This window comes from Sinomicrobium endophyticum (genome assembly GCF_052983315.1).
This window is the reverse complement of the sequence record NZ_JBRKIS010000066.1, coordinates 24,869-46,824: the sequence shown is the minus strand read 5'-3', so window position 1 is coordinate 46,824 and position 21,956 is coordinate 24,869. Positions and strand designations below refer to the sequence as shown.

General features: G+C 44.9%; 11 protein-coding genes. 4 read left to right on the top strand and 7 right to left on the bottom strand.

The features are described from left to right. Nucleotides 1-9: 9 nt before the first annotated feature. The 7 genes from ACVBDU_RS22640 to ACVBDU_RS22610 all read right to left on the bottom strand — a co-directional run bounded on the left by ACVBDU_RS22640 (nt 10) and on the right by ACVBDU_RS22610 (nt 10,279). Nucleotides 10-939 (bottom strand): RraA family protein, encoded by a 930-nt coding sequence (locus tag ACVBDU_RS22640; RefSeq protein WP_447177242.1) that lies wholly within the window; start codon nt 937-939, stop codon nt 10-12. A gap of 24 nt (nt 940-963) precedes the next feature. Beyond that, nucleotides 964-2,229, bottom strand: coding sequence for an amidohydrolase/deacetylase family metallohydrolase (locus ACVBDU_RS22635; RefSeq protein ID WP_447181945.1), 1,266 nt, complete (start codon nt 2,227-2,229; stop codon nt 964-966). Beyond that, nucleotides 2,229-3,461 carry a DegT/DnrJ/EryC1/StrS family aminotransferase gene (locus ACVBDU_RS22630; RefSeq protein WP_447181944.1) on the bottom strand — a complete coding sequence of 411 codons (1,233 nt, stop codon included), beginning with the start codon at nt 3,459-3,461 and terminating at the stop codon, nt 2,229-2,231. The genes ACVBDU_RS22635 and ACVBDU_RS22630 overlap by 1 nt, the downstream gene beginning before the upstream one ends. 3 nt (nt 3,462-3,464) lie before the next feature. Further along, entirely contained in the window at nt 3,465-3,953 is a 489-nt protein-coding gene (locus ACVBDU_RS22625) for a RidA family protein (RefSeq protein WP_447181943.1), read from the bottom strand. Nucleotides 3,954-3,967: 14 nt separating this feature from the next. Next, complete coding sequence (locus ACVBDU_RS22620) at nt 3,968-5,506, bottom strand: SusD/RagB family nutrient-binding outer membrane lipoprotein (RefSeq protein WP_447181942.1); 1,539 nt, start codon at nt 5,504-5,506, stop codon at nt 3,968-3,970. Between the two features lie 11 nt (nt 5,507-5,517). Further along, complete coding sequence (locus ACVBDU_RS22615; protein WP_447181941.1) at nt 5,518-8,976, bottom strand: SusC/RagA family TonB-linked outer membrane protein; 3,459 nt, start codon at nt 8,974-8,976, stop codon at nt 5,518-5,520. Nucleotides 8,977-9,115: 139 nt separating this feature from the next. After that, a complete protein-coding gene (locus tag ACVBDU_RS22610; protein WP_447181940.1) occupies nt 9,116-10,279 on the bottom strand; it encodes a FecR family protein in 1,164 nt (387 codons plus the stop codon). Nucleotides 10,280-10,396: 117 nt separating this feature from the next. On the opposite strand from ACVBDU_RS22610, the gene ACVBDU_RS22605 reads away from it, so the two are divergent. From ACVBDU_RS22605 to ACVBDU_RS22590, 4 genes are all read left to right on the top strand, one after another. Then, on the top strand, nt 10,397-11,017 hold the full coding sequence (locus ACVBDU_RS22605) for an RNA polymerase sigma factor (protein ID WP_447181939.1): 621 nt from the start codon (nt 10,397-10,399) through the stop codon (nt 11,015-11,017). A 658-nt stretch (nt 11,018-11,675) separates the two neighbouring features. After that, nucleotides 11,676-14,540, top strand: a complete 2,865-nt coding sequence (locus tag ACVBDU_RS22600; protein ID WP_447181938.1) for a TIM-barrel domain-containing protein — start codon at nt 11,676-11,678, stop codon at nt 14,538-14,540. Between the two features lie 48 nt (nt 14,541-14,588). Next, on the top strand, nt 14,589-18,593 hold the full coding sequence (locus ACVBDU_RS22595; RefSeq protein WP_447181937.1) for a hybrid sensor histidine kinase/response regulator transcription factor: 4,005 nt from the start codon (nt 14,589-14,591) through the stop codon (nt 18,591-18,593). A 191-nt stretch (nt 18,594-18,784) separates the two neighbouring features. Then, a complete protein-coding gene (locus tag ACVBDU_RS22590; protein WP_447181936.1) occupies nt 18,785-21,952 on the top strand; it encodes a SusC/RagA family TonB-linked outer membrane protein in 3,168 nt (1,055 codons plus the stop codon). Nucleotides 21,953-21,956: the final 4 nt, after the last annotated feature.

Sequence of the window (21,956 nt, the reverse complement as noted above, 5' to 3'; positions counted from 1 at the left end):
TATGTTGTGTTACCAGGTCCTCTGCTTCATGAATTCTTCCAGTTCTTCCCGGCTCATCGGTAGTTCATCTTCATGCTGGCTCAGCCACTGAAGAAAATGCTCTCTGATCTTACCTGTCCATTCACTGTCTATCTGTCCGGAGGTATACCTTCCCTCTCTCAGCATTTGCTGGCCGAACTTGTCCCGGAGCGTTATAAACTCGGCAGTAATAACAACCTTTTCAGCCAGATGGGCAGGAATGAAAATAACTCCTTCCGGTTTAGCCAGGACCAGATCACCCGGCATCACCAGGGCTTGTCCCATTCGTATAGGTGTATTTAACCCGGCAAGCATCACATCCTTTAAATAGGTAGGGTTCCAGTTTTTCACAAAGGCATTAAAGCCATTTATCCGGGACAATCCCTCCATATCCCGGGAAGAACCGTAGAAAACAACTCCATTACCGCTTTTTGCGTAAATGGCATTTCCCAGGTTATCGCCTATCAAAGTCCCTCCCATAGTCTTCCCGAAAGAATCGGCAACATATACATCGCCTTTGGTGAGTGTTTCAATAGGCCATGAATTGGTATTTCCTGCACGGCCTTCTTCTTTTCCTCTTTCTTTGATCCGGTCTTCCACATCCGGGCGACTGGGCAGGAACATTGCCGTTACGGCACGGCCTGTTATGGTTATGTCTTTATCCAATATTTTCCAATCGCCTTCATACTGGGAATTATATCCTTCGTTATTTAATATCTGCCAGGCTTCATCTATAGAAATATTGCTTGCCCGTTCGATAAGGTCGTCCGGTATTTTGGGGCGGCCGTTATCAAACCGTTCACCTTTCCAGGCCCCGGTTAAATACACGAGTTCTTCTTTACTGATTTCCTGGCCGTATGATTGTATGAAGCAAGAACAAAACAGGGCCAAAAACAAGAATGTCTTATTGGGTTTATACATAGGTAGAGTCTTTTTTTAGATTATTTATCGGGCATCGGGAGCGTCCCACAGAGGGCTGGACAACCCGTTGAGATCATACACGATTTCCCCGGCCCTGACAGTCATTTCACATTGCAGCTTTTGATTGCCTTTCATTTTGTTTCCCGCACTGTCCACAAAGCCAAAATCTCCTTTTAATACAGATAAAACAGCAATATCCGCCACGCTACCCACACTCAGGTTTCCCAATTCCTCATGGTGAATTACCCGGGCAGGTTTCCAGCTTGAAGCTTCGATAACATCAGCAAGGGGCATACCCAGGTTCAGGAATTTGGACATGACGTTGAGCTGGTCTTTCATTCCCCCGTTCATACTTTCCGTATGTATATCGGTACTGATGGCATCCGGGAAAAAGCCCTTTTTAATGGCCGGTATGGCCTGGGCAAATGCGAAGCTACCACCGCCATGACCGACGTCGAAAACGATTCCTCTTTCCCTCGCTTTGGTGGCATAGTCATACAGCTCTCCGGTTTCAGGGTTTAGTATGGTCATACGGACATCGGCAAGATTGGCGTACATATGGGTAAAAATGTCACCGGGACGCAATTCCTCTAACAGCAATTTGGTGAGGGACAAAGGAGGTTCATGTCCGCCGAAATCTATCATTACGGGAACATTCGCCAGTCTTCCTGCTTCAACGGCACGCTCAATAGGTGTCCATTCGGCACCGGAATAATGTGCTACTTTTATACCTACCAGCTCGGGATTCTGCGCTATGGTCATAGCCGTCATTTTTGCATTCATGTCTTCCAGGTCCTGCTCCCATACGCCGCCACGCATTCCTTCGCCTACAATATTCAAAAAGGACAAAATTCTTGTTTTGGAATGTGTTATCGTCTGTTTCTTGTATTTTTCGAAACTCTTCCAGCCCGGGCTTCCGGCATCAACGGCCGTGGTCACTCCCGAACGAAAGGTAAACGCATCGGGCTGTACGGCATAATACCCGTTACAGAGATAGTGATTTTCTTCTGTACCGAGAAAATGGTGACTGTGCAGGTCTATAAGACCCGGGGTTACATATAACCCTTTTACATTAACCACCATTTTGGCATCTTTGATATTCAAACGGTTGGATACGGCCACTATAGTATCGTTACTAACGGCTATATCCATTACTTTTTCGCGTATTTTATTTTTGGGGTCTATTACTGTCCCTCCCTGGATCAACAGGTCATATTTCTGGGCTACAGCATGTAATAGCGGAAATAAAACACATATAATAGTACTAAGGATTATTCTTCTGTTTTGCATCATATACTTTTTTGGTGTAAGATCTCTGATAACCTGGAAGCGACTATGCGCTCCTGACCGGGTTTTAGCATCCAGGTGGTAATACTTACCGAATTTTTACCGCCACCTGCAATTTCTATAGAGGGGTGCCCTTTTCGCATTTCCTCTTTCAACTGGTCCCCGGAAATCCCCAGTTGTTTTGTATCCCATAAAAGGTTTAGAGTAGGTACCACGTTGGCCAAAACGGGCACATCTATTTTCGCTTTTAATCCGGGAATATCGTCAATACCGCTTTTTATAAGATTGACCTGGCTTTCCCACAAGGCCCAATCCTTTTTATGGTCGCGTTTCAGATAACTTTCAATCGCTACCATCATGGCTACGATCTCTTCCTTGTTTACTTTCATTCCCCTGCCGATGGTATTTCCCCGTGGCGGGGCGCTTACCCTGGCGGCATCGATATATTTCTTCTTGCCGAGAAGTACTCCCGCGCTTTGCGGACCACGAAGACCTTTGCCTCCGGAAAAACATACCATATCGAATCCCATATCGGTGTGTTTCGAAAGGTTTTCCACGGGCGGGACATCGGCTGCACAGTCTATCATCGTAGGTATCTTGTGCTCCCGGCAAACTTCGAGGACACCGTCCCACTGTATTTGTCCTTCGTAATTCAGAAAATTCACGAAGTAGTACATGGCCGTGTTCTTATTGATCGCTTTTTTCAGTTCGTCTTTTGTATCTACATATACGATCTTCACCCCACAGTTCTCAATAGCATGAGCATATTCTATGTAATGCTTACGCTGCATGATCACTTCGGTTTTCATACCGGTCCCTGCCAGATGCGGAAGCTTTGCCGCTTTTTCCGGATCGGTACCGGTCAACACCCCGGCAGTGCCAAGGGTAATTGCCGAAGCCGCTCCCGAAGTCACCGTAGCTGCCTCACAGCCAAGTAAAGCAGCTATACGTTCACCTACTTTATCCTGAAGTTCATCGATATTGACAAAGTCTTCGGAAGTTCCCATATAGGCCTGTTTCACCTCATCTGCCATCAAAGATCCGGTCATGGAAGTATAGGTGCCGGCTGCATTGATAAAAGTCCGGACACCCAGTTCCTGCAAATAATTACGGGCGATTGGCATTGTCGTTTCTGGCTGTATTAACCGGGACGCTCCTACGAGATCAAAAGACATCAGACCTCCCATAAGCGGGAGGGCTGATAATTGTTGTATTAACCTGCGTCTGCTGATCATAGCTTATGATTTTAATGCAGCTATACAGTCTATTTCCACCAGCGAATCCCCGGGAACACCTCCATATACCGCTACGGTAGTACGTACCGGAGGTTTCTTTCCGAACTTGCCGTGGTACACCTCGTTCATGGCTTTGTAATCGTGCAGATCGGCCAGGTATACATTCACTTTCAATACATGCTCCATAGAGGAACCTGCCTTTTCCAGCTCTTTTTTCAGTTCTTCCAGGACGTGCTCCGTATGGTCTTTGATATCTCCTTCGAAATGAGCTCCCTTCCCGGCAATATACACCAGCCCGTTATGCACTACCGAGCTGGAGAACAGGGGTACCTCCTGATCCTCATCTTCTTCTCTTTTAAACCTGGTAATCGGTGAAGCTGATGCGTTTCCGGGGCTTCCCGAATTCAAAGTTCTTCCGAAAGCAGCTACTCCGATCAAACCGAAAACCGAGGTAGCAATTTTGCGCAAAGCGCCTCTTCTTTGTGTTTCCATAATAATCTCTGTTTTTATTGTTCGACATCCCACCAAACCCGTGTTACAAACGTGTCCGCTCCCTGGATCTTAATCGCTTCCTGGTAGCTTTCCGTATTCACGCTTATTTCACTTGGCGGATAAGTTAATCTCCTCGGTATAGTCCCGTTGGTCAGGTTTCCGGTGACATCTACCGGGGTCAGTTCGGGGTATCCCGTTCTTCTCCAATTGGAATATACTTCTATTTCATCCGGGAAAACGGACACCCAGAACTGGGTATGAATAGCTTCCATCTGCTCTTCAAAAGAAGATGGAAGAGGATGACTGTCAATATAATCCTGTATCTTGTCACTTGGGATAGCCGCGGCATTTCCATAAAGGCTTCCCATATTATTCATAGCGTTGCCAATTGCTTTCTCATAATAGGCAGACGGATCTCCGGAAGTCCATCCCCTTACGGCGCTTTCGGCCAGGAGCAGGTTCATTTCCGCACTTCCCATTACTGTTAATGATGCGGTAAGGGAAAGGAAAGTCCCCAGGTTAGGTTCGGATAACGATCCGAAATCCCCAGGTTTGTTTACCAGTCCGTTCGGCATCCCCTGCTGGATCGCGGTAGTGGTATCCTGTACACCATTTACCCAAACTGCGGCTATAGCGGTTAAACGAGGATCGTTATTCTCTTTGAGATGGTTTATAAATGTCGCCGAAAATTTTCCTCCTTCCGTATTGCTTGACCCGCCGTTGGATTGACTGTAATTGTTATTGCGCAACTGAAAGGAAACAGGGTTCGAATTGATTTCCTGTCCGCCTGCATAAGGCATGATCGCCTCATCCGCAACATTCTCTATAACTCCTCCGGCAATAGCTGTCTGTGCCCATGTTTGTGCGGAAGAAGCATCGACCTTGGTCATTCGCATAGCCAGGCGAAGCATGAGGGAATATGCGAATTTTCTCCATTTCCCGATATCTCCTCCGTAGATAAGATCGCCACTACCAAAGGTTTCTTTGCCACTGTCGAAAGCATCAATAGACGTTTGTAATGCGGAAAGCATACCTTTATAGATATCTTCCTGGGTATCGTAAGCCGGACTGTAGTTTCCTTCACCGTATGCGGTAGCGGCCTCCGTGTACGGGATCATCCCGTACAGATCGGTTACCCGGTGAAAGATGTACACTTTCCATATGGAAGCGATGGCATGCATATTCACTTTATCTTCATCGTCTTCCAGAACATTTACGACTTTTCCGATCTCATTGATCCCGTCTACATAAGCCCCGGAAAAATAGGCATAAGGATATGTCCCGGATGTATAAACATATTTATCTCCCAATCCCGGAACTTCGAGATAGGTGGCAAAATGTTGTACAAACCCTCCCGCAGAAAACTCATATACTGTTCCGGTACTATTGTTCAGTGCATCGTAAAGCGATTTGGTAAACATATATTCGGGCTCCACCTCGGTAGAGGCATCCGGATTGGTGTTCTCTTCTTCAAAACCTTTATCGCATGACACCATGATCAAAGGTGCACATATCCACAAAGCAATGAGGTATTTTATGTTTAGTTTCTTCATGATGATTTCCATTAAAATTTTAGCATTAGGTTCAGACCGTAACTCCTTGTTCTCGGAAGTGCAAAAGATTCGAATCCCTGGGCATTGCCATTGGTAAATGCAGATTCGGGATCAAAATTGTCCGTTTTACTGTAGAGCAGGGCCAGGTTCCTGGCTATGAACGATACGGATGCGGATTGCAGTTTGAACAACTTGAGTTTATCTACCGGGATATTGTAACTCAATACGACCTGTCTCAGTTTTACAAAACTCCCATCGTATACGAACTGATCCGAATAGTTTTTCATATTCTCATAATAGGACCGGATTTCGGAAGAAGGAATATTATTGGTATAGGGGTTTCCACTTTCATCAACACCGGTTAATGTCAGGCCTTCTTCACGTCCTTCCAGGGTTCTTTTGGACAGGCCAAAGCGTGTGGCATACACGTTTAACACGGAGAATACATCGTTACCAAATCTTCCGTCAACCAGCACATCCAAAGAAAAGTTCTTGTATTTAAAATGATTATTAAGCCCCATGGAAAGCGGAGCTACGGAATTCCCGATTTTTTTCAGTTCGCTTTTTACGGGGAAACCGGAGGAGGAATCAAAAACGATGTTCCCGTTGTCGTCCCTTAACATGGAATATCCCTTGATAATACCGAAAGGCTGCCCGACTTCATGGTGGATTTCCGCCCAGGCCCCTACGGAGCTTGCTACGGAAATCGTATTCAACCCTTCGGCCAGTTGTACTACTTCGCTATTGTTATAGGCAAAATTATAACCGACATTCCAGGTGAAATTATCATTTCTCACCGGGGTTCCGTCGAGAGTAACTTCAATACCTTTATTGACCACTTTACCTACGTTGAAATAGGTATATTCATATCCTGTGGTAACGGGTAATTGTGCATTTACAATATCGTCGGTTGTCGTTTTGTTATAGTAAGCTATATCAAAACCAAAACGATTACCGAACATTTTGGATTCCAGACCGAATTCATAGGTAGTGGATGTATACGGCCGTAAATTAGAATTGGCCAGCAGCCGCTGCCCGGAAACCTGGGTAACCTGTTGCAACGGTTCTCCGCTACTGGGCACCATGGTATAGCTTTCGCTAAGGGTATAAGGGTCCGGCAAACCTCCGCCTACCTGTGCCCAGGAGCCCCGTAGTTTACCGTAATTTACCCATTCCGGCAATTTCAGTACCTGCGAAAATATAAGCCCGGCACCTACGGACGGATAAAAAATATTGTTATTGCTGTTACTGCCGTCCGCAGCTGTTAAGGTAGAGAACCAGTCTTCCCGGGCTGTGGCGTTAAAGTACAGGAAATCCTTATAACTCAGATCTAAAGAAGCAAAAACGGAATTTGTGGTCAGGTGTTTATTTGTAGGGATGGTAGTACTCGTGGCCAGGTTGGTAAAGCTGTAAAAAAACGGGATAATAAACTGGGTACCGTCAAAAGACGTCTGTTCATTCTTGTACTTCCGGATGTTACCGCCTACCATGACCCCGAGGTTTATATCCTCCGATATGTCCTTATTGTAGTTAATGTTCAACATGCTGTTGGTTTCACTGACGATAAGATCAAAACCGTGATATTCACCCGCAGCGTTATTGGTATACAGGGTTCCGGTGGGAAGTATCGCGGTAAAATTAAAATTGCTGTAATCCTTGCTTACCGATCCTTTAACAGACAGCTCTTCGGTGACCTGGTAGTTCAATGAAAACTGCCCTATAAAACGGTCCCTTACTTCGTTATTTCTAAACTTGTTCGCCACGAAATAGGGGTTCGAGGCATAAGGTGTTTCGTTCCATTCTATTTCGGTACCATTTTCGTCATAACCGGGGTCCAGCCACCTGGCATCTACGGTATTGGCCAGCATATTTAGCCAGTTGGGATTTCCGGTTGCATCTCCTGCACTCGATTTGTTATACGCTTTGGACTTATTGAACTGGACCATTCCTTCCAGGGTCAGTTTTTCCCCTATTTCAGAATTGAAGTTCAGGCTGAAAATCCGCCGGTTAAAACTGTTATTGGGCACCAAACCTTTATTATCGGTATCCGATGCCGAAAACCTGTAACTGGTCTTTTCTCCTCCTCCACTGATCGCCACCGTGTTGGTAAAAGTAGTACCGGTATTGTAAAAGTTTTTGACGTTGTTCTTCTTGGCTGTATAAGGATGTAGCTGTCCGTCAAAGGCGATATAGTCAGAGCCATCGATGAGGGCTCCCCAGTTTCTCCTGCCCCAGGTAACGGCCTCGGATTGATTACCGGGTTTTTGCCCGCCGTTGCCCTGGCCGTATACGTATTGCCAGTCGGTAAAATCCATAGGAGAATCGAAGGTAAAACTGGAGTTCACTTCTATGCCTATACCGGTTTGTAAAGCGCCTTTTTTGGTGGTGATAATTATGGCCCCATTGGATGCCCGTGAACCGTAAAGGGCAGCGGCCGTTGCTCCTTTCAATACACTTATGGATTCGATGTCGTCCGGATTAATGCCTCCCGTACCATCGCCATGGTCTATATTAAAACCTCCTCCGCTTGTAGAGGCACTGCCTCCCATGGTAGTATTGTCCATTGGCATCCCATTAATAACGTACAGTGGTTGATTATCTCCGGACAGCGAGGTATTACCGCGGATGACAACCCTGCTGGACCCTCCGGCCCCGGTAGCAAGACTGGAGACATTTACACCAGCTATCCTCCCGGAAAGCGCATTTGCCAGGTTTGTTTCCTGGGCCTGTGTAAATTTATCGCCGCCCACTTCGGTAACGGCGTACGTCAGGGAGCGCTTTTCCTTTTTAATACCCAATGCCGTTACCACAACTTCTCCCAGTTGCTCCGTGTTGGGCAATAGTTTTACGTCTATTGCAGTTTCGTTTCCAACCGTTATTTCCCGGGGCTTAAACCCCATTGCCGAAAATATGAGTACCGCGCCTTCCTTTACGGTAATGGCATAATTTCCGTCAAAATCGGTAGACGTTCCGTTATCGGTCCCCTTTTCGACAATATTTACGGCTGGTAAGGGTATATCCTGATCATCTGCAACAACCCCGGTAACCTGAAGCTGTACCGGTCCCTGCACGCCTGGTTTTGCAGAAGGCGGGGTAACCAGGCTTTGATTTTTTCTCTTTAAAAGAAAGACCTGCTTGTCCAGGATGGCGTATTCCGTCTCCGAACTATTAAAAATCACATCGAGTACCCGGGTTATTAATTCGTTGGAGACTTTTAGTGTTACCTTCCGGTCCAGGTTTACATCTTCCAGTTTGTACACAAACTGGTAATCTGTTTTGCGCTCTATCTGCTCCAGAACCTGCCGGACAGATTTTTGACTGATGTCCAAAGAGACCTTATTACGCTGCGAATAGGAATTATTTGCATGCATTGCAAAAAGTGCCGTAAATAGGAAGAGTGCACTTAGCTTCATCTTAAGGTCAAATTTGAATAGCTGAAAATTACTTTTACGCTTAAGAAGTTTTTTCATACTTTTGTACTGTTTATGAGTGGTTAATAACTAAGGATTAATCGCATCGTATATAATCGGGAAATGGGCCAACATTTTCCGATTTTTTTATCTCCGATGCGCGTCTTTTTCGTTTCGAAATATTACATAGGCGCTTTTTTTATTTTATAATAATGGTATCTTCTTTAATAGTATAGCTAATGCCGTACATCTTTTCAAAGTAAAAAAGAATACGCTCCAGCTTGACATCGCTTCCGAAACTGGTATTGAATTTTGATTTTCCCAGTTCCTGGTTTTCATTGACAATTTTTACGTTATAATGTCTTTCCAGGGTTTCGAGGATCTCATTAAAGGTCTTGTTCCGGAATATAAGTTTACCATTCATCCATGCGGTATACAGGTACGTATCCACTTCTTCCACATCTATCGTCTCGGAATTGCTGTTCAGTTCTCCCCTGAAGCCGGGTTTTAATACCACCCCGGTTCTGTGCCTTTTATCCGGCGTATTGGGCTGCATCTTTACGGAACCTTCTATCAGCACTACTTCCGAAAGGTTTTTGTCCCGATAGCTGGAAATATTGAACTTCGTTCCCAACACTTCAATTTGCAGATCATCCGAATTAATCACAAAGGGATGTTTTTTATCCTTCGAAACCTCAAAAAATGCCTCTCCCTGCAGATATACTTCCCTGTTTCCCGTATTGCGGAAATACACCGGGTATTTCAGAGTTGTCCCGGCATTCAGATGCACTATAGTACTATCGGCCAGTACCAGCTTAAACCGGTTGCCGTTAGGCACTTCGATGGTATTGTACTCGGGATCCCCGCTATTTTTTGCTTTTGACGAAATATTGTAGTAATTGAGCTGGTTGGACTTGTAGTGACTTTTAACCCTTCCATTGCTCGTAACATCTACCAGCGTATCCGCCAGGTTCAAAACCCGGATCTTTCCGTCACCCAATTTCAGGACTACCGATGTATTGGTATCTACCAGATCATCGGGATTGACTTTGGAAGAAATATATACGCGGATAAAAAAGACAGATCCTAAAAGCAATATTAAAACAGCGGCTGCCATGGAATAAGTAAAAATCCTGGTTTTTAATTTTCTAACCGGTTTTTCTTTTTCATTGATTTTATTCCATATTTTTGGATAGGCTTCGTCCACATCGCCATTATGAAGTAGCTGTAACAGGTCCTGGTTTGATTTCACATAGCCCTCAAACACCTTTTGATTGTCCGGAATGGCTAACCAATCCCGGAGTTCTTCCAGTTCTTCCGGCGTCAGGGAATCCGATAAAAATTTAACTATTAAAACTTCCAAGTTAACATCATTTTTAACCTATTACGTCAATTTCAACAAAACCCTTAACAATAATTTAATTTTTTTTCCAATATTTATCTGTTCAAGGGATTTTTTCTAAAACTAAACTCACTCAGAATGGATAAAAGCATAGTTAAATCTATTAAAGAAGATGATGAAAAAGCCTTTTATACCTTTTTTACGGAATACTACAGCAAGCTTTTTGCCTACACCATGTCTTATGTGGTAGATAAAGACATTGCCGAAGACATAACACAACAGGCTTTTGTCAATTTCTGGATAAACCGGAAAAAGATAAACGAAAACGATTCTCCAAAAAGTTATTTATACACTACCGCATATAATCTCTATGTAGATTATTACAGGAAAGAAAAAATGCAGTATTCTGTTTTCGACCAGCTTAAGGCGAAAGCCATTGAAGAAAACGAAAGGGAAAACAAGGAACTTACCGAAAGGCGTATCCAAAGGTTAAAAGAGACAATAGAAACACTGCCCTACCGATGCCGCAGAGTATTGGAAATGAACAAACTGGAAGGGCTGAAATATCGGGAAATATCGGAAATACTGGGTATCTCAGTCAAAACGGTGGAATCGCAAATGCGAATAGCATTTCAAAAAATACGGGAGGCATTTAAAGACGAGGAACTGTTCCTTTTTTTCCTGTCCAGAACTTTTAATAATGAGAAAAGCACGCTTAAATTCGGCCACCCGCAAAAACTCCCGGCTCAAGATTACTAAATCCTGCTCCGACAGGGAAAAGGATTTTCAATTTTTATAGTTGGCCTACAGGGTCTACAATCGAACCATTAATTCCACTTTTGGTATTCCTGAACGACTTGGAAAAGGAAGAATCTTTAAAGAGTATATTTAAACTTTTTAGATTGATGCGAACCTGACTTTGTGGGCTTTGTGAAAAACTTTGAGCCTTTGTGGTTTTCCCTGTCACGGGTCTTATTTTATCACAGAGACTCACAAAGCAGGCACAGGCCTGCCTGTCGGCATAGACAGGGTTGCACAGAGTATTGTAGAGAAATTAAATGTATAACTCAATAAGCGAAAAATCATCATTTTGCAGGTAATAGAACAACTCAAAACGAGTTCATGAAATTCATTGATACACCTGCAACCTCTCCAAATAATTCTTTTACCTGTTCAAAATAATCAGTAGAATTACCGTTTTCAGTCGTGATTTTATTCAAAGACTTTTCAAAATCATTTTATGGATAATGTCCAAAAACTCCCCGAGCTTTTATTCATACAAACACCTAATCTATCGGTATAGGATGATATTGAATTCATAATGACACCGATTTAGAAACATGAGAACCCCATGAATGTATTTTTTTATAAGAAATTTGGAAGCTGAATATTTTGTTGAAACCCTTTCCGATATCAAATGAAAAACCAAAAAAAACTATTGAATTTATTGGTACTGCTGATCTTTGCCGCATGTGCTAAGCCTTATTATCAAAAAACTGACGATGGAGTCGTTATCGATGTAAAACAACAACAGGATACAGGAGCCCGAAAGGTTCGTTTGCAAGTATTGGGAGACGAACTGATCCATGTTTCCGCTACCCCCGAAAAGGAATTTCCCCGGGATTCCAGCCTGATCATTGTTCCGGGGCTCCGGACAGTTCCTTTCACCATAGATGATACCGGTGATTCTATCACGTTGAGCACAGCAAAGCTAAAAGCAACAGTATCCAAATCGGATGGCGGAATACGGTTCAAAGATAAAACCGGCAATGTAATACTGGCCGAAAAGCAAGGTGGGGGCAGGTCATTTATCCCCATTGAAGTAGATGAAACAAAAGGTTACTCGGTCAGGCAGCTATTTGATTCTCCTGCTGACGAGGCCTTTTATGGCCTGGGACAGCATCAGGCCGACGAGTTCAACTATAAAGGAAAGAGCGAAGAGCTGTTCCAGTACAATACCAAGGTTTCCGTACCTTTTGTTATTTCCAACAAAAACTATGGCCTCTTGTGGGATAGCTATTCCTTAAGCCGTTTTGGCGACAGCCGGGAGTACAGGCAACTGAACAACACATTCACATTATATGATAAAGAAGGCCAGCCAGGCGGGTTAACAGGCACCTATGTATCCCCGGCTCTGGAAAGGCCACGACTGGAACGCAAAGAAGATTCCCTTTACTTTGAAGACATAAAAGGCATAAGGAATTTACCCGAAAATTTCCCTTTAAAAGAAGCTGATGTAACCTATGAAGGTGCCATTGAAGCACCTTATGACGGGACATACCGGTTTATCCTGTATTATGCCGGTTATGTCAAGGTTTACCTGAATGACGAATTGGTGGTGCCCGAACGCTGGCGGACCGCCTGGAACCCTAACAGCTATAAATTTACTTTTGAGCTGGAAGCCGGTAAGAAGGTCCCGTTGCGCATCGAATGGAAACCTGACGGGGGAAAATCGTACTTTGGCCTGAGGGTACAAACTCCACAGGAGGAAGAAGAATTAAATAATCAGGTGTGGTGGAGCGAAATGAACAAAAAAATGGATTATTATTTTGTTTATGGTGACTCTATGGATGAAATAATCAGGGGATACCGGACACTGACCGGAAAATCCCAGATCATGCCGAAATGGGCAATGGGCTTCTGGCAAAGCCGGGAAAGATACAAAACCCAGGATGAGATGCTCGGCACACTCAAAGAATTCCGGGACCGGAAAATTCCGATCGACAATATTGTCCTTGATTGGAACCACTGGCGCGAAGATGCCTGGGGAAGCCATGAGTTTGATGAAAGCCGTTTCCCGGACCCGAAAGCCATGGTAGATTCCATCCATGCCATGCACGGAAAAATGATGATTTCTGTGTGGCCCAAGTTCTATGAAACAACAGAGCACTACAAAGAGTTTGACAGCAAAGGCTGGATGTACCGGCAAGCCGTGAAAGACAGCATCCGGGACTGGGTGGGTCCCGGGTACGTAGGCTCATTCTATGACGCATATTCTCCCGGCGCCAGGAAGCTGTTCTGGAACCAGATGTACGAACATTACTACCCATTGGGGATAGATGCATGGTGGATGGATGCCAGCGAACCGAATATACTCGACTGTACGGATATGGAATACCGGAAAGCCCTTTCCGGCCCTACAGCCTTAGGTTCTTCTACGGAGTATTTTAATACGTACGCATTGATGAACGCCGAGGCTATTTATGACGGACAACGCAGCGTGGCTCCCGATAAACGTGTTTTTTTATTGACCCGTTCAGGGTTTGCCGGTTTGCAACGTTATTCTACCGCCACATGGAGCGGTGATATCGCAACCCGCTGGGAAGATATGAAAGCCCAGATCTCTGCCGGTCTTAATTTTGCCATGAGTGGCATTCCCTATTGGACAATGGACATCGGGGGTTTTTGTGTGGAAAGCCGGTACGTTGATGCGCAACTGGAATATGACAGAAGCGGAAAAGAAAATGCCGACCTGAAGGAATGGCGTGAATTGAATGCCCGATGGTATCAGTTTGGCGCTTTCGCACCGTTGTACCGGGCACACGGACAGTTTCCGTATCGCGAACCATGGCATATCGCTCCCGAGGGGCATCCGGCATACCATTCTATTTTGTATTATACCGATTTGCGCTACCGGTTGATGCCCTATATTTATACCCTGGCCGGAATGACCTATTTCGACGATTACACCATGATGCGCCCATTAGTGATGGATTTCGGGCATGACAGGAAGGTGGAAAATATAGGTCACCAGTTTATGTTTGGCCCTGCATTTATGGTATGCCCTGTTTACGAATACCAGGCACGGAGCCGTGAAGTTTATTTTCCCGAAGGAACAAACTGGTATGATTTCTACACAGGGCAATCCATATCGGGAGGACAGCAGTTGAAAGTGGATGCCCCCTATGACCGTATCCCGTTGTACATCCGGGAAGGCGCTATTATTCCGGTCGGTCCTGACATACAGTATAGTGATGAGAAACCGGCAGAAACCATTGTTTTGTATGTTTACCGCGGTCAAAACGGCAATTTTACACTGTATGAAGATGAAGGGGTAAACTACAATTACGAAAAGGAAGACTATGCAACGATCTCTTTTAACTACAATGATACAGAGGGGACCCTGACCATCGGCGAGCGAAAGGGAGCGTTTGACGGGATGCTCAGGGACCGGAAATTTATCGTTGTCCCGGTAAGCAAGGAAAACCCCCGGCCATTTCAATACACTGCTCAGGGTAAACAGGTGAACTATGATGGGAAGCAGCAGACCATAAAATTGTAATCACATTTTTTATATCTTAGACGGCTCATGTTTATTCGGAGCGAGGTGATGAGAGGATTTATCAGCATATTTGGCACACTTATTTTGAGCCTGGTGGTTACCATGCAGGCAACAGGGCAATCTCCTTACATATTCCATCACCTCACCACCGGAAATGGGCTTTCCAATAGTCATGTCAGCGCCATTCTAAAAGACAGCTACGGGTTCTTATGGGTAGGAACGGCGTCAGGATTAAACCGCTATGATGGCTACGGATTTAAAACCTATACCGCAAAGCCCGGGGAGCCCGGTACAATGCCTGCAAATAACATCTGGGGACTGCAGGAAGATGGCCTGGGTAATATCTGGATCAGTAGCGTCACTTATACGGTGTATAACCGGGACAAGGACAATTTCATTACGGATGTCCCCGGGTTTTTGAATGATCTGGGTATTACCGTAGACCGCAATTATAAGGTTTACGTAGACAGGGAAAAGGATCTGTGGGTGTTGAGCGGACAAAAAGCATACCTGTACGATACCCGTAAAAAGGCCCTGAAGGTCTTTAACATCAAAACGCGGGTGGATGAAGTGGTAACTGCAGAGTTAAGCGATGACGAGGACACTTTGTATAGCATGCTGAAGCCCGGATTTTTGTGGCAGATGGACAAACGTACCGGCAGCCAGACGGTACTCGAATTAAAGCATCTCATAAAACCGAAATTATACAACAAAGTATACGCCGATAGCCGTGGCGGGTTATGGCTGTTCTCCGGCAAAACCGACCTGATCTACTACCGGAAAAGCCCGGACTCGGATTGGGAGAAATTGCTGTTGAGCTCCGTTAGCGGGGCCCGGCGCAATAGAATATTAAATATGCTTGACGATGAGAACGGCCGCATCTGGATAGGTACCGACCACGATGGATTGTTTGTATATGACCGGGCTACCGGAGCGCTTACCAATCTGTCGGAGAACCCGGCAATAAATTCTTCGATCGCATCCAATAATATCGCATGCCTGTATAAAGATGATAGCGGAATAATATGGATGGGCCACAACAAGAAAGGCATTTCGTATTATCACCATAGCTTTCGCAATATCGTAAATGAAGAGCACCCGGATTGCAGGAATGTCAGTGTCATATTAGAAGACCGGCAAGGTAATATCTGGCTGGGCACAGACGGAAAAGGATTATTTCTGAAAGAGAGGACGAAAGAAAATGAGATCAGGAAACTTCCGTTGCAAAGTGGTGTCATCGTGTCTTTGCTGGAAGACCGTAAGGGACGGATATGGGTCGGGACCTATATGGATGGCCTTTTTTGCTATGAGAACGAAAAATTCAGTCACTTCACCAAAGACAACAGCAGTCTGGCAGCCGACAACATCTGGAGTTTGGAAGAAGATCGCTACGGGAATTTATGGATAGGCACCCTGGGTGGCGGAATACAATGCCTGCGCAATGAAGAAGAAAACATGAATGCTCTCGCCACGGTGTGCGAAGAGATGAAACACCCGATGGACATGTATTACGACAACGGGGACAAACTATATATCAGTACGGTCTATGGGCTCTATGTAGTCGATATCACCACCGGCAGCCATGTCGTCCATACAGGGAATAACCGGGGGACGCAGCATTTCACTAAAATGCTGATATCTAATGTGTATAAAGATTCGAAAGACAACATCTGGCTGGGGCATCTGGAAGGACTGACATTATGGGATTTGAAGAAAGATACGCTCTACTTCATGGATAAAGGCACCGGCCTTACCGATAACCTCATCCAGGGTATCATTGAAGATGACCATCGGAATATATGGGTGACCACAAGTAATGGTCTGTCCGTTCTTTCCGTGGAACGCGATAGCCGGGATGTTATGAAGATCAGTTACAGAAATTTCTCTTCCAAAGACGGGTTCAAGGACAATCATTTTAATAATAATGCCACTTATAAACTCCGCAACGGGGATATTCTTCTGGGCGGAGTTGAAGGACTAACTGTTGTGAACCCTAATAAAATGGCTGAAAAAAACCAGCCTCCTGCCAAAGTGATCTTTACAGGGCTGAGCGTGGGGAACAGCAGTATTAAAGTAGATTCGCTCTATAAAGGAAATAAGCTGTTGAAACATCCGATGGAACAGACAGACTCACTGATTTTCCGGCATAACGATAAGCTGATCTCCATACAATTCACCACCGGCGACCTGTTGCATGCCGACAAGGTAAAATATGCCTATAAACTGGACGGGTTTGATTACCAGTGGCTTTTCACACAAGACAATAAAATTGTATTTTCCTCCCTGGCCCCCGGCAGTTACAGGCTCCTTGTCAAAGCCAGTAACAGTGATGGTGTATGGAATGACGAGGCTTCGGTACTGAATATCACGGTTACCCCACCCTTTTACCTGTCGGGATGGGCAATCGCTCTATATGCCGTATTGGCTATCGGTTTTATCTTGTTTATTGTTTACCGGACCAGGAAACATCACCGCAACAAATTCGAACAGCAAAGAATACAATTGAGACGCAAGCAGGAAGCCAGCCTTAACGAAATGAAACTCAGGTTCTTTACAAACATCAGTCACGATCTTCGCACCCCGCTTACACTTATCACCACTCCCCTACAGACCATATTAGGCCAAGAATTGGAAGCGGGTTTACGCAAAAAGCTGGACACAGTAAACAAAAACGCAGAACAATTGCTGTCGCTGATCAATTCTTTACTTGATTTCCGTAAGCTCGACACAGATGCCGAATCTTTGCACTTACGGCAAGGTGATTTTGTGGCCTTTATGGAAGAAGTATGCACACCCTTCCATGTTTATGCCGTTGATCGCCATATAAGTTTTTCATTTTCCGGAGAGGTAGAAAACCTTTCCATGCAGTTCGATCCGGATAAAGTGCAGAAAATAATGCTGAACCTGCTTTCCAACGCTTTCAAATTCACAAAGGAAGGGGGCGCGATCGATGTCCGTATTTACAGGGAAGAAAGCAACGCATGCATAGATGTAACAGATTCCGGACCAGGTATAGGTGATACGCATAAAAAGCACATCTTTGAACGATTTTACCAGGGGCCACAACTACAGGAAAAGACAGGCAGCGGTATCGGCCTCCATATCGTAAGCGAATATATCCGTATGCACGGCGGCACCATTACCGTAAAAGACAACATACCGCAAGGCAGTACGTTTACATTTACATTGCCGGTAACCGAAACCGGGGAGACGGAAGAACTGAGCCCCGAAGAAGTATCTGTGGATGACATTGCGGAACAGGTGGACATGCAAAACCTGCCCGAATGCCCGGTATTGCTGTTCGTTGACGACAATAAGGATTTATGCGAGTTCATGGCAGACAGCCTGTCTGACGAGTATACCGTACTGCTTGCCAATAACGGCCGGGAAGCAATGACACAACTGGAAAAACACGACGTTAATGTAGTGGTAAGCGATGTGATGATGCCTGTTATAGACGGTATTGAGCTCTGCAACCACATAAAGACAAACATACAATGGTCTCATATTCCCGTTATCCTGCTGACCGCCCGTACAGCCGAAGAATATGAAATAAAGGGGCTGGAAGTCGGAGCCGATGACTACCTGACCAAACCTTTCAATTTTAACCTGCTGAAATTGCGTATCCGAAAATTCCTGGAGTGGACGGAAAAGTGCCATATTTCATTTAGCCAGAAGATCGATGTCTCTCCCGGCGAAATTACCATCACCTCCCTGGATCAGCAACTGATCGAAAAAGCCATTAAAGTGGTAGAAGAACATATCGCCGACCCGGAATTTTCCGTGGAGGAATTGGGTAACGAGGTCGGACTGAGCAGAAGCCACTTATATAAAAAACTGATGAACATCACCGGAAAAGGACCGGCGGAGTTTATCCGTACCATTCGCCTGAAACGGGGCAGGCAGCTTCTGGAAAAAAGCCAGATGCAAATAGCGGAAGTGGCTTATAGTGTAGGCTTCAATTCACCAAAAAGGTTTACCATTAACTTCAGGAATGAATTCGGTATCTCACCTTCGGAATACCTACGCAGCATAAAACAGAACGATTTCTAAAAAAACATCCGGGTTTTTTAACAATACAGTATAAAATTGGCTGTATTTTTTCGAAAATACGGAAAGATAACACATTACTCTCCCTTATTAAAAACATAGCGAACCCTGTCCCGGCAACAGAAACAATACTTTCACAACTTTGAACGACCGCTAAATAAGGTCAACTATTAAAAAACCAAAACCACTATTTTATGAAGACGTGTACACGTATTAAATGGCCGGGTAAGAGGCTAAGGCGCTCTCTTGTCCCGTTGCTAATGAATTTGTGGATGATACCTGTTCTGGGACAGGCCATCCCGGTATCCGGAGTAGTAACCTCAGGCGAGGATAATGAACTTCTGCCGGGGGTTAATGTTGTTATTAAAGGAACTAACCAGGGGACGGTTGCAGACTTTAACGGCAATTATTCCATAGAAGTCCCCTCCCCCGAAGCTATCCTGGTATTCAGTTCCATAGGCTTTACCTCAAAAGAGGTTGTCGTCGGACAAAGATCGGTGATCAATGTTAGCCTGTACTCCGACATGACCGCCCTGGATGAAGTGGTAGTCATCGGATATGGAACCACAAAACGAAAAGACATTACAGGCTCTATTTCGTCAATAACCGGCGAGGATCTTCGGAAAACCAGCCCTGTTACTATGGACCAGGCCCTGCAGGGAAAGGTTCCCGGACTTGTGGTACAACAGGTTTCGGGGCAGCCGGGTGGAGCGGTATCTGTCCAGGTCAGGGGGTTATCTTCTTTCGGGTCATCCGGTCCCCTATACGTCATAGACGGTGTCATTATAAGCGGAACAGCCACCCTGGGTTCCGGCACCAATCCCCTGGCCGGAATAAACCCGTCTGAGATCGAATCTATCGATGTGTTAAAAGATGCGTCTGCTACGGCCATTTATGGTTCGCAGGCTACTAACGGAGTTATCGTGATTACTACAAAGAGAGGAAAAGATGCTCCGCCCAGTATTAATTATGAATTTTATACGGGCTTTCAACAGCTGCCCGGTAGGCTACCTCTCATGAATTTGCAGGAATACGCTGCTTTCATTAATGAAAGAAATACAGGATTGGGTTGGGGCTTCGATGAAAGACCCGAGTTTGTCAATCCTGAATATTTGGGCAAGGGAACGGACTGGCAGGATGAACTATTCAGAAATGCGCCTGTCAGCAATCACACCATTACGGTCAAAGGAGGCGACAAAAGAACACAATACCTGCTTTCCGGTTCCTATTTCAAACAGGAAGGAATTGCTTTGGGGTCCGATTTCAAAAGGATGTCGGTACGGCTTAACCTCGACAACCAAACAACCGATTGGTTAAAAATAGGAACAAGCCTTCAATTGGCAAACATCAAAGAAAACGTTAACTCCACCAGTTCAAATGTGATCGGAACGGCGCTCAGCCAAACGCCGGATATTCCTGTGAGAAATGCTGACGGTAGCTGGGGTGGTGCTTTTAATCCGAACGGTTGGGTCAACAGTACGGTAAATCCGTATGCCATAGCACTTATCAATAAGGATCGTGCAAAGCGGAATCAAATATTTGGCAACGCCTACAGTGAGATCACATTTACAAAAGACCTGGTACTGAGAAATGAGATCACGGGAAGTTTTTCCATGGCTACCCAGGACAGGTTTTTTCCAAGTTATAAAATGGGGCTTGTGGAAAGAACGATCAATGAAGGTTCCTACAATTTTGCACAAAGCTACAATTCAACGGTACGAAGTTACCTCACCTATTCCCGGTTGTTCGTCGACAGGTACAATATGAACGTCATGGTGGGACACGAAGCACAGTTGAACAAATCGGAGAACGTAGCTGCCGGCCGTACCAACTTCCCTTCCAATAACGTACAGGTGATCAGCGGTGGTGACCCTAATACGGCTACAAATTCAGGGATTAAGACCCACAGTGCATTGGAATCGTATTTCGGGCGGATAAATTTCGGAATGGATGACAAATACTTATTGACCAGTAACGTCCGGGTAGACGGCTCTTCAAAGTTTGCTTCGGGAAACCGGTGGGTGACTACCTATTCGTGGGCTCTTGCCTGGAAAATCAATAAGGAGGCATTCCTAAAGGATGTAGAGAAAATCAATGAATTAAAACTACGGGTCGGTTATGGACTGACGAACAATCAGAACATCAGGGATTATGCTTATACCTCTACACTGGCAACCGTGACTACAGGTCTTTCCGGAATATCCCAGATTACCAGCAACATGGCAAACCCCTATGTAGAATGGGAAAAGACAAAATACACCAATATCGGTCTTGACGGAACATTCTTTAACTGGCGTCTCAACTTCTCGGTAGATTTTTACAACAGGGACACCGATGGCCTTTTGATGCAAATTCCGTTGCCATTATACTCGGGAACAGCTACCGGCTATTCTCCCGGTTCCATAGCTTCCCCTTATGTGAACGTTGGACAGATCAATAACAAAGGGTTTGACTTCAGGATAAGTTCTAAAAACTTTACTGGAGAAGATTTTTCATGGACAACAGATCTCACCGTATCTCATAATATCAATAAGATCAAAAAACTCAATACCGAAGGCGCTTCATTAGACGGACAGTACAGCAAAACCACCGTAGGAAGATCGATAGGTGAATTTTACGGATATGTGGTAGAAGGGGTTTTTTCGAATGCGGAAGATTTTGAGACGCATGCCATACCTGTCAGAAACGGGGAGAAACTTAACATTGGCCCGGCAGGAGGAAGTATCTGGTATGGAGACCTGATGTTTAAGGATTTTAACGGTGACGGGATCATTGATGAACGGGACCAAACGTATCTGGGTTCGCCGATCCCCAAATATCAGGTAGGACTTAATAATACATTTTCCTATAAGAATTTTGACCTGAATATATTTTTCAATGCCAATTACGGAAACAAGATTTTCAACCAGTTGCGTATCAACGGAGAATATCCCGGTACCAGTTTCGGTTACCTCAAAGCATTAAACAACTACGCTAAACTTGCACTGATAGACCCGGACGGATCCGACAGTGACGTTAACAATGTTTATGTTACCAATCCCGATACAAGGATCGTGGGTATCAGAAATGATAATACCAACGATAATAACAGGACTTCGGACAAATTTATCGAAGACGGATCTTTTATCCGGTGCAAAAACATTTCCTTAGGGTATACCTTGCCGAAGGAGCTCACGCAAAAAATACATATCAATTCCCTTCGGGTTTATGCGAATGTTACCAATGCGTTTATCATTACCAAATACAAAGGAATGGACCCCGAAATCGGTTCCTGGGACCCACTTAACGCCGGTGTGGACAATGGTTTCTATCCCCAGTCGCGCGTATTTTCGGTTGGTGCAAGCATTACTCTTAACAAATAAAATA

Excerpts from the sequence above, each read along its gene's own strand:
- ACVBDU_RS22640 (WP_447177242.1), bottom strand. The coding sequence starts at position 939 with ATGTATAAACCCAATAAGACATTCTTGTTTTTGGCCCTGTTTTGTTCT.
- ACVBDU_RS22635 (WP_447181945.1), bottom strand. The coding sequence starts at position 2,229 with ATGCAAAACAGAAGAATAATCCTTAGTACTATTATATGTGTTTTATTT.
- ACVBDU_RS22630 (WP_447181944.1), bottom strand. The coding sequence starts at position 3,461 with ATGATCAGCAGACGCAGGTTAATACAACAATTATCAGCCCTCCCGCTT.
- ACVBDU_RS22625 (WP_447181943.1), bottom strand. The coding sequence starts at position 3,953 with ATGGAAACACAAAGAAGAGGCGCTTTGCGCAAAATTGCTACCTCGGTT.
- ACVBDU_RS22620 (WP_447181942.1), bottom strand. The coding sequence starts at position 5,506 with ATGAAGAAACTAAACATAAAATACCTCATTGCTTTGTGGATATGTGCA.
- ACVBDU_RS22615 (WP_447181941.1), bottom strand. The coding sequence starts at position 8,976 with ATGAAAAAACTTCTTAAGCGTAAAAGTAATTTTCAGCTATTCAAATTT.
- ACVBDU_RS22605 (WP_447181939.1), top strand. The coding sequence starts at position 10,397 with ATGGATAAAAGCATAGTTAAATCTATTAAAGAAGATGATGAAAAAGCC.
- ACVBDU_RS22600 (WP_447181938.1), top strand. The coding sequence starts at position 11,676 with ATGAAAAACCAAAAAAAACTATTGAATTTATTGGTACTGCTGATCTTT.
- ACVBDU_RS22595 (WP_447181937.1), top strand. The coding sequence starts at position 14,589 with ATGAGAGGATTTATCAGCATATTTGGCACACTTATTTTGAGCCTGGTG.
- ACVBDU_RS22590 (WP_447181936.1), top strand. The coding sequence starts at position 18,785 with ATGAAGACGTGTACACGTATTAAATGGCCGGGTAAGAGGCTAAGGCGC.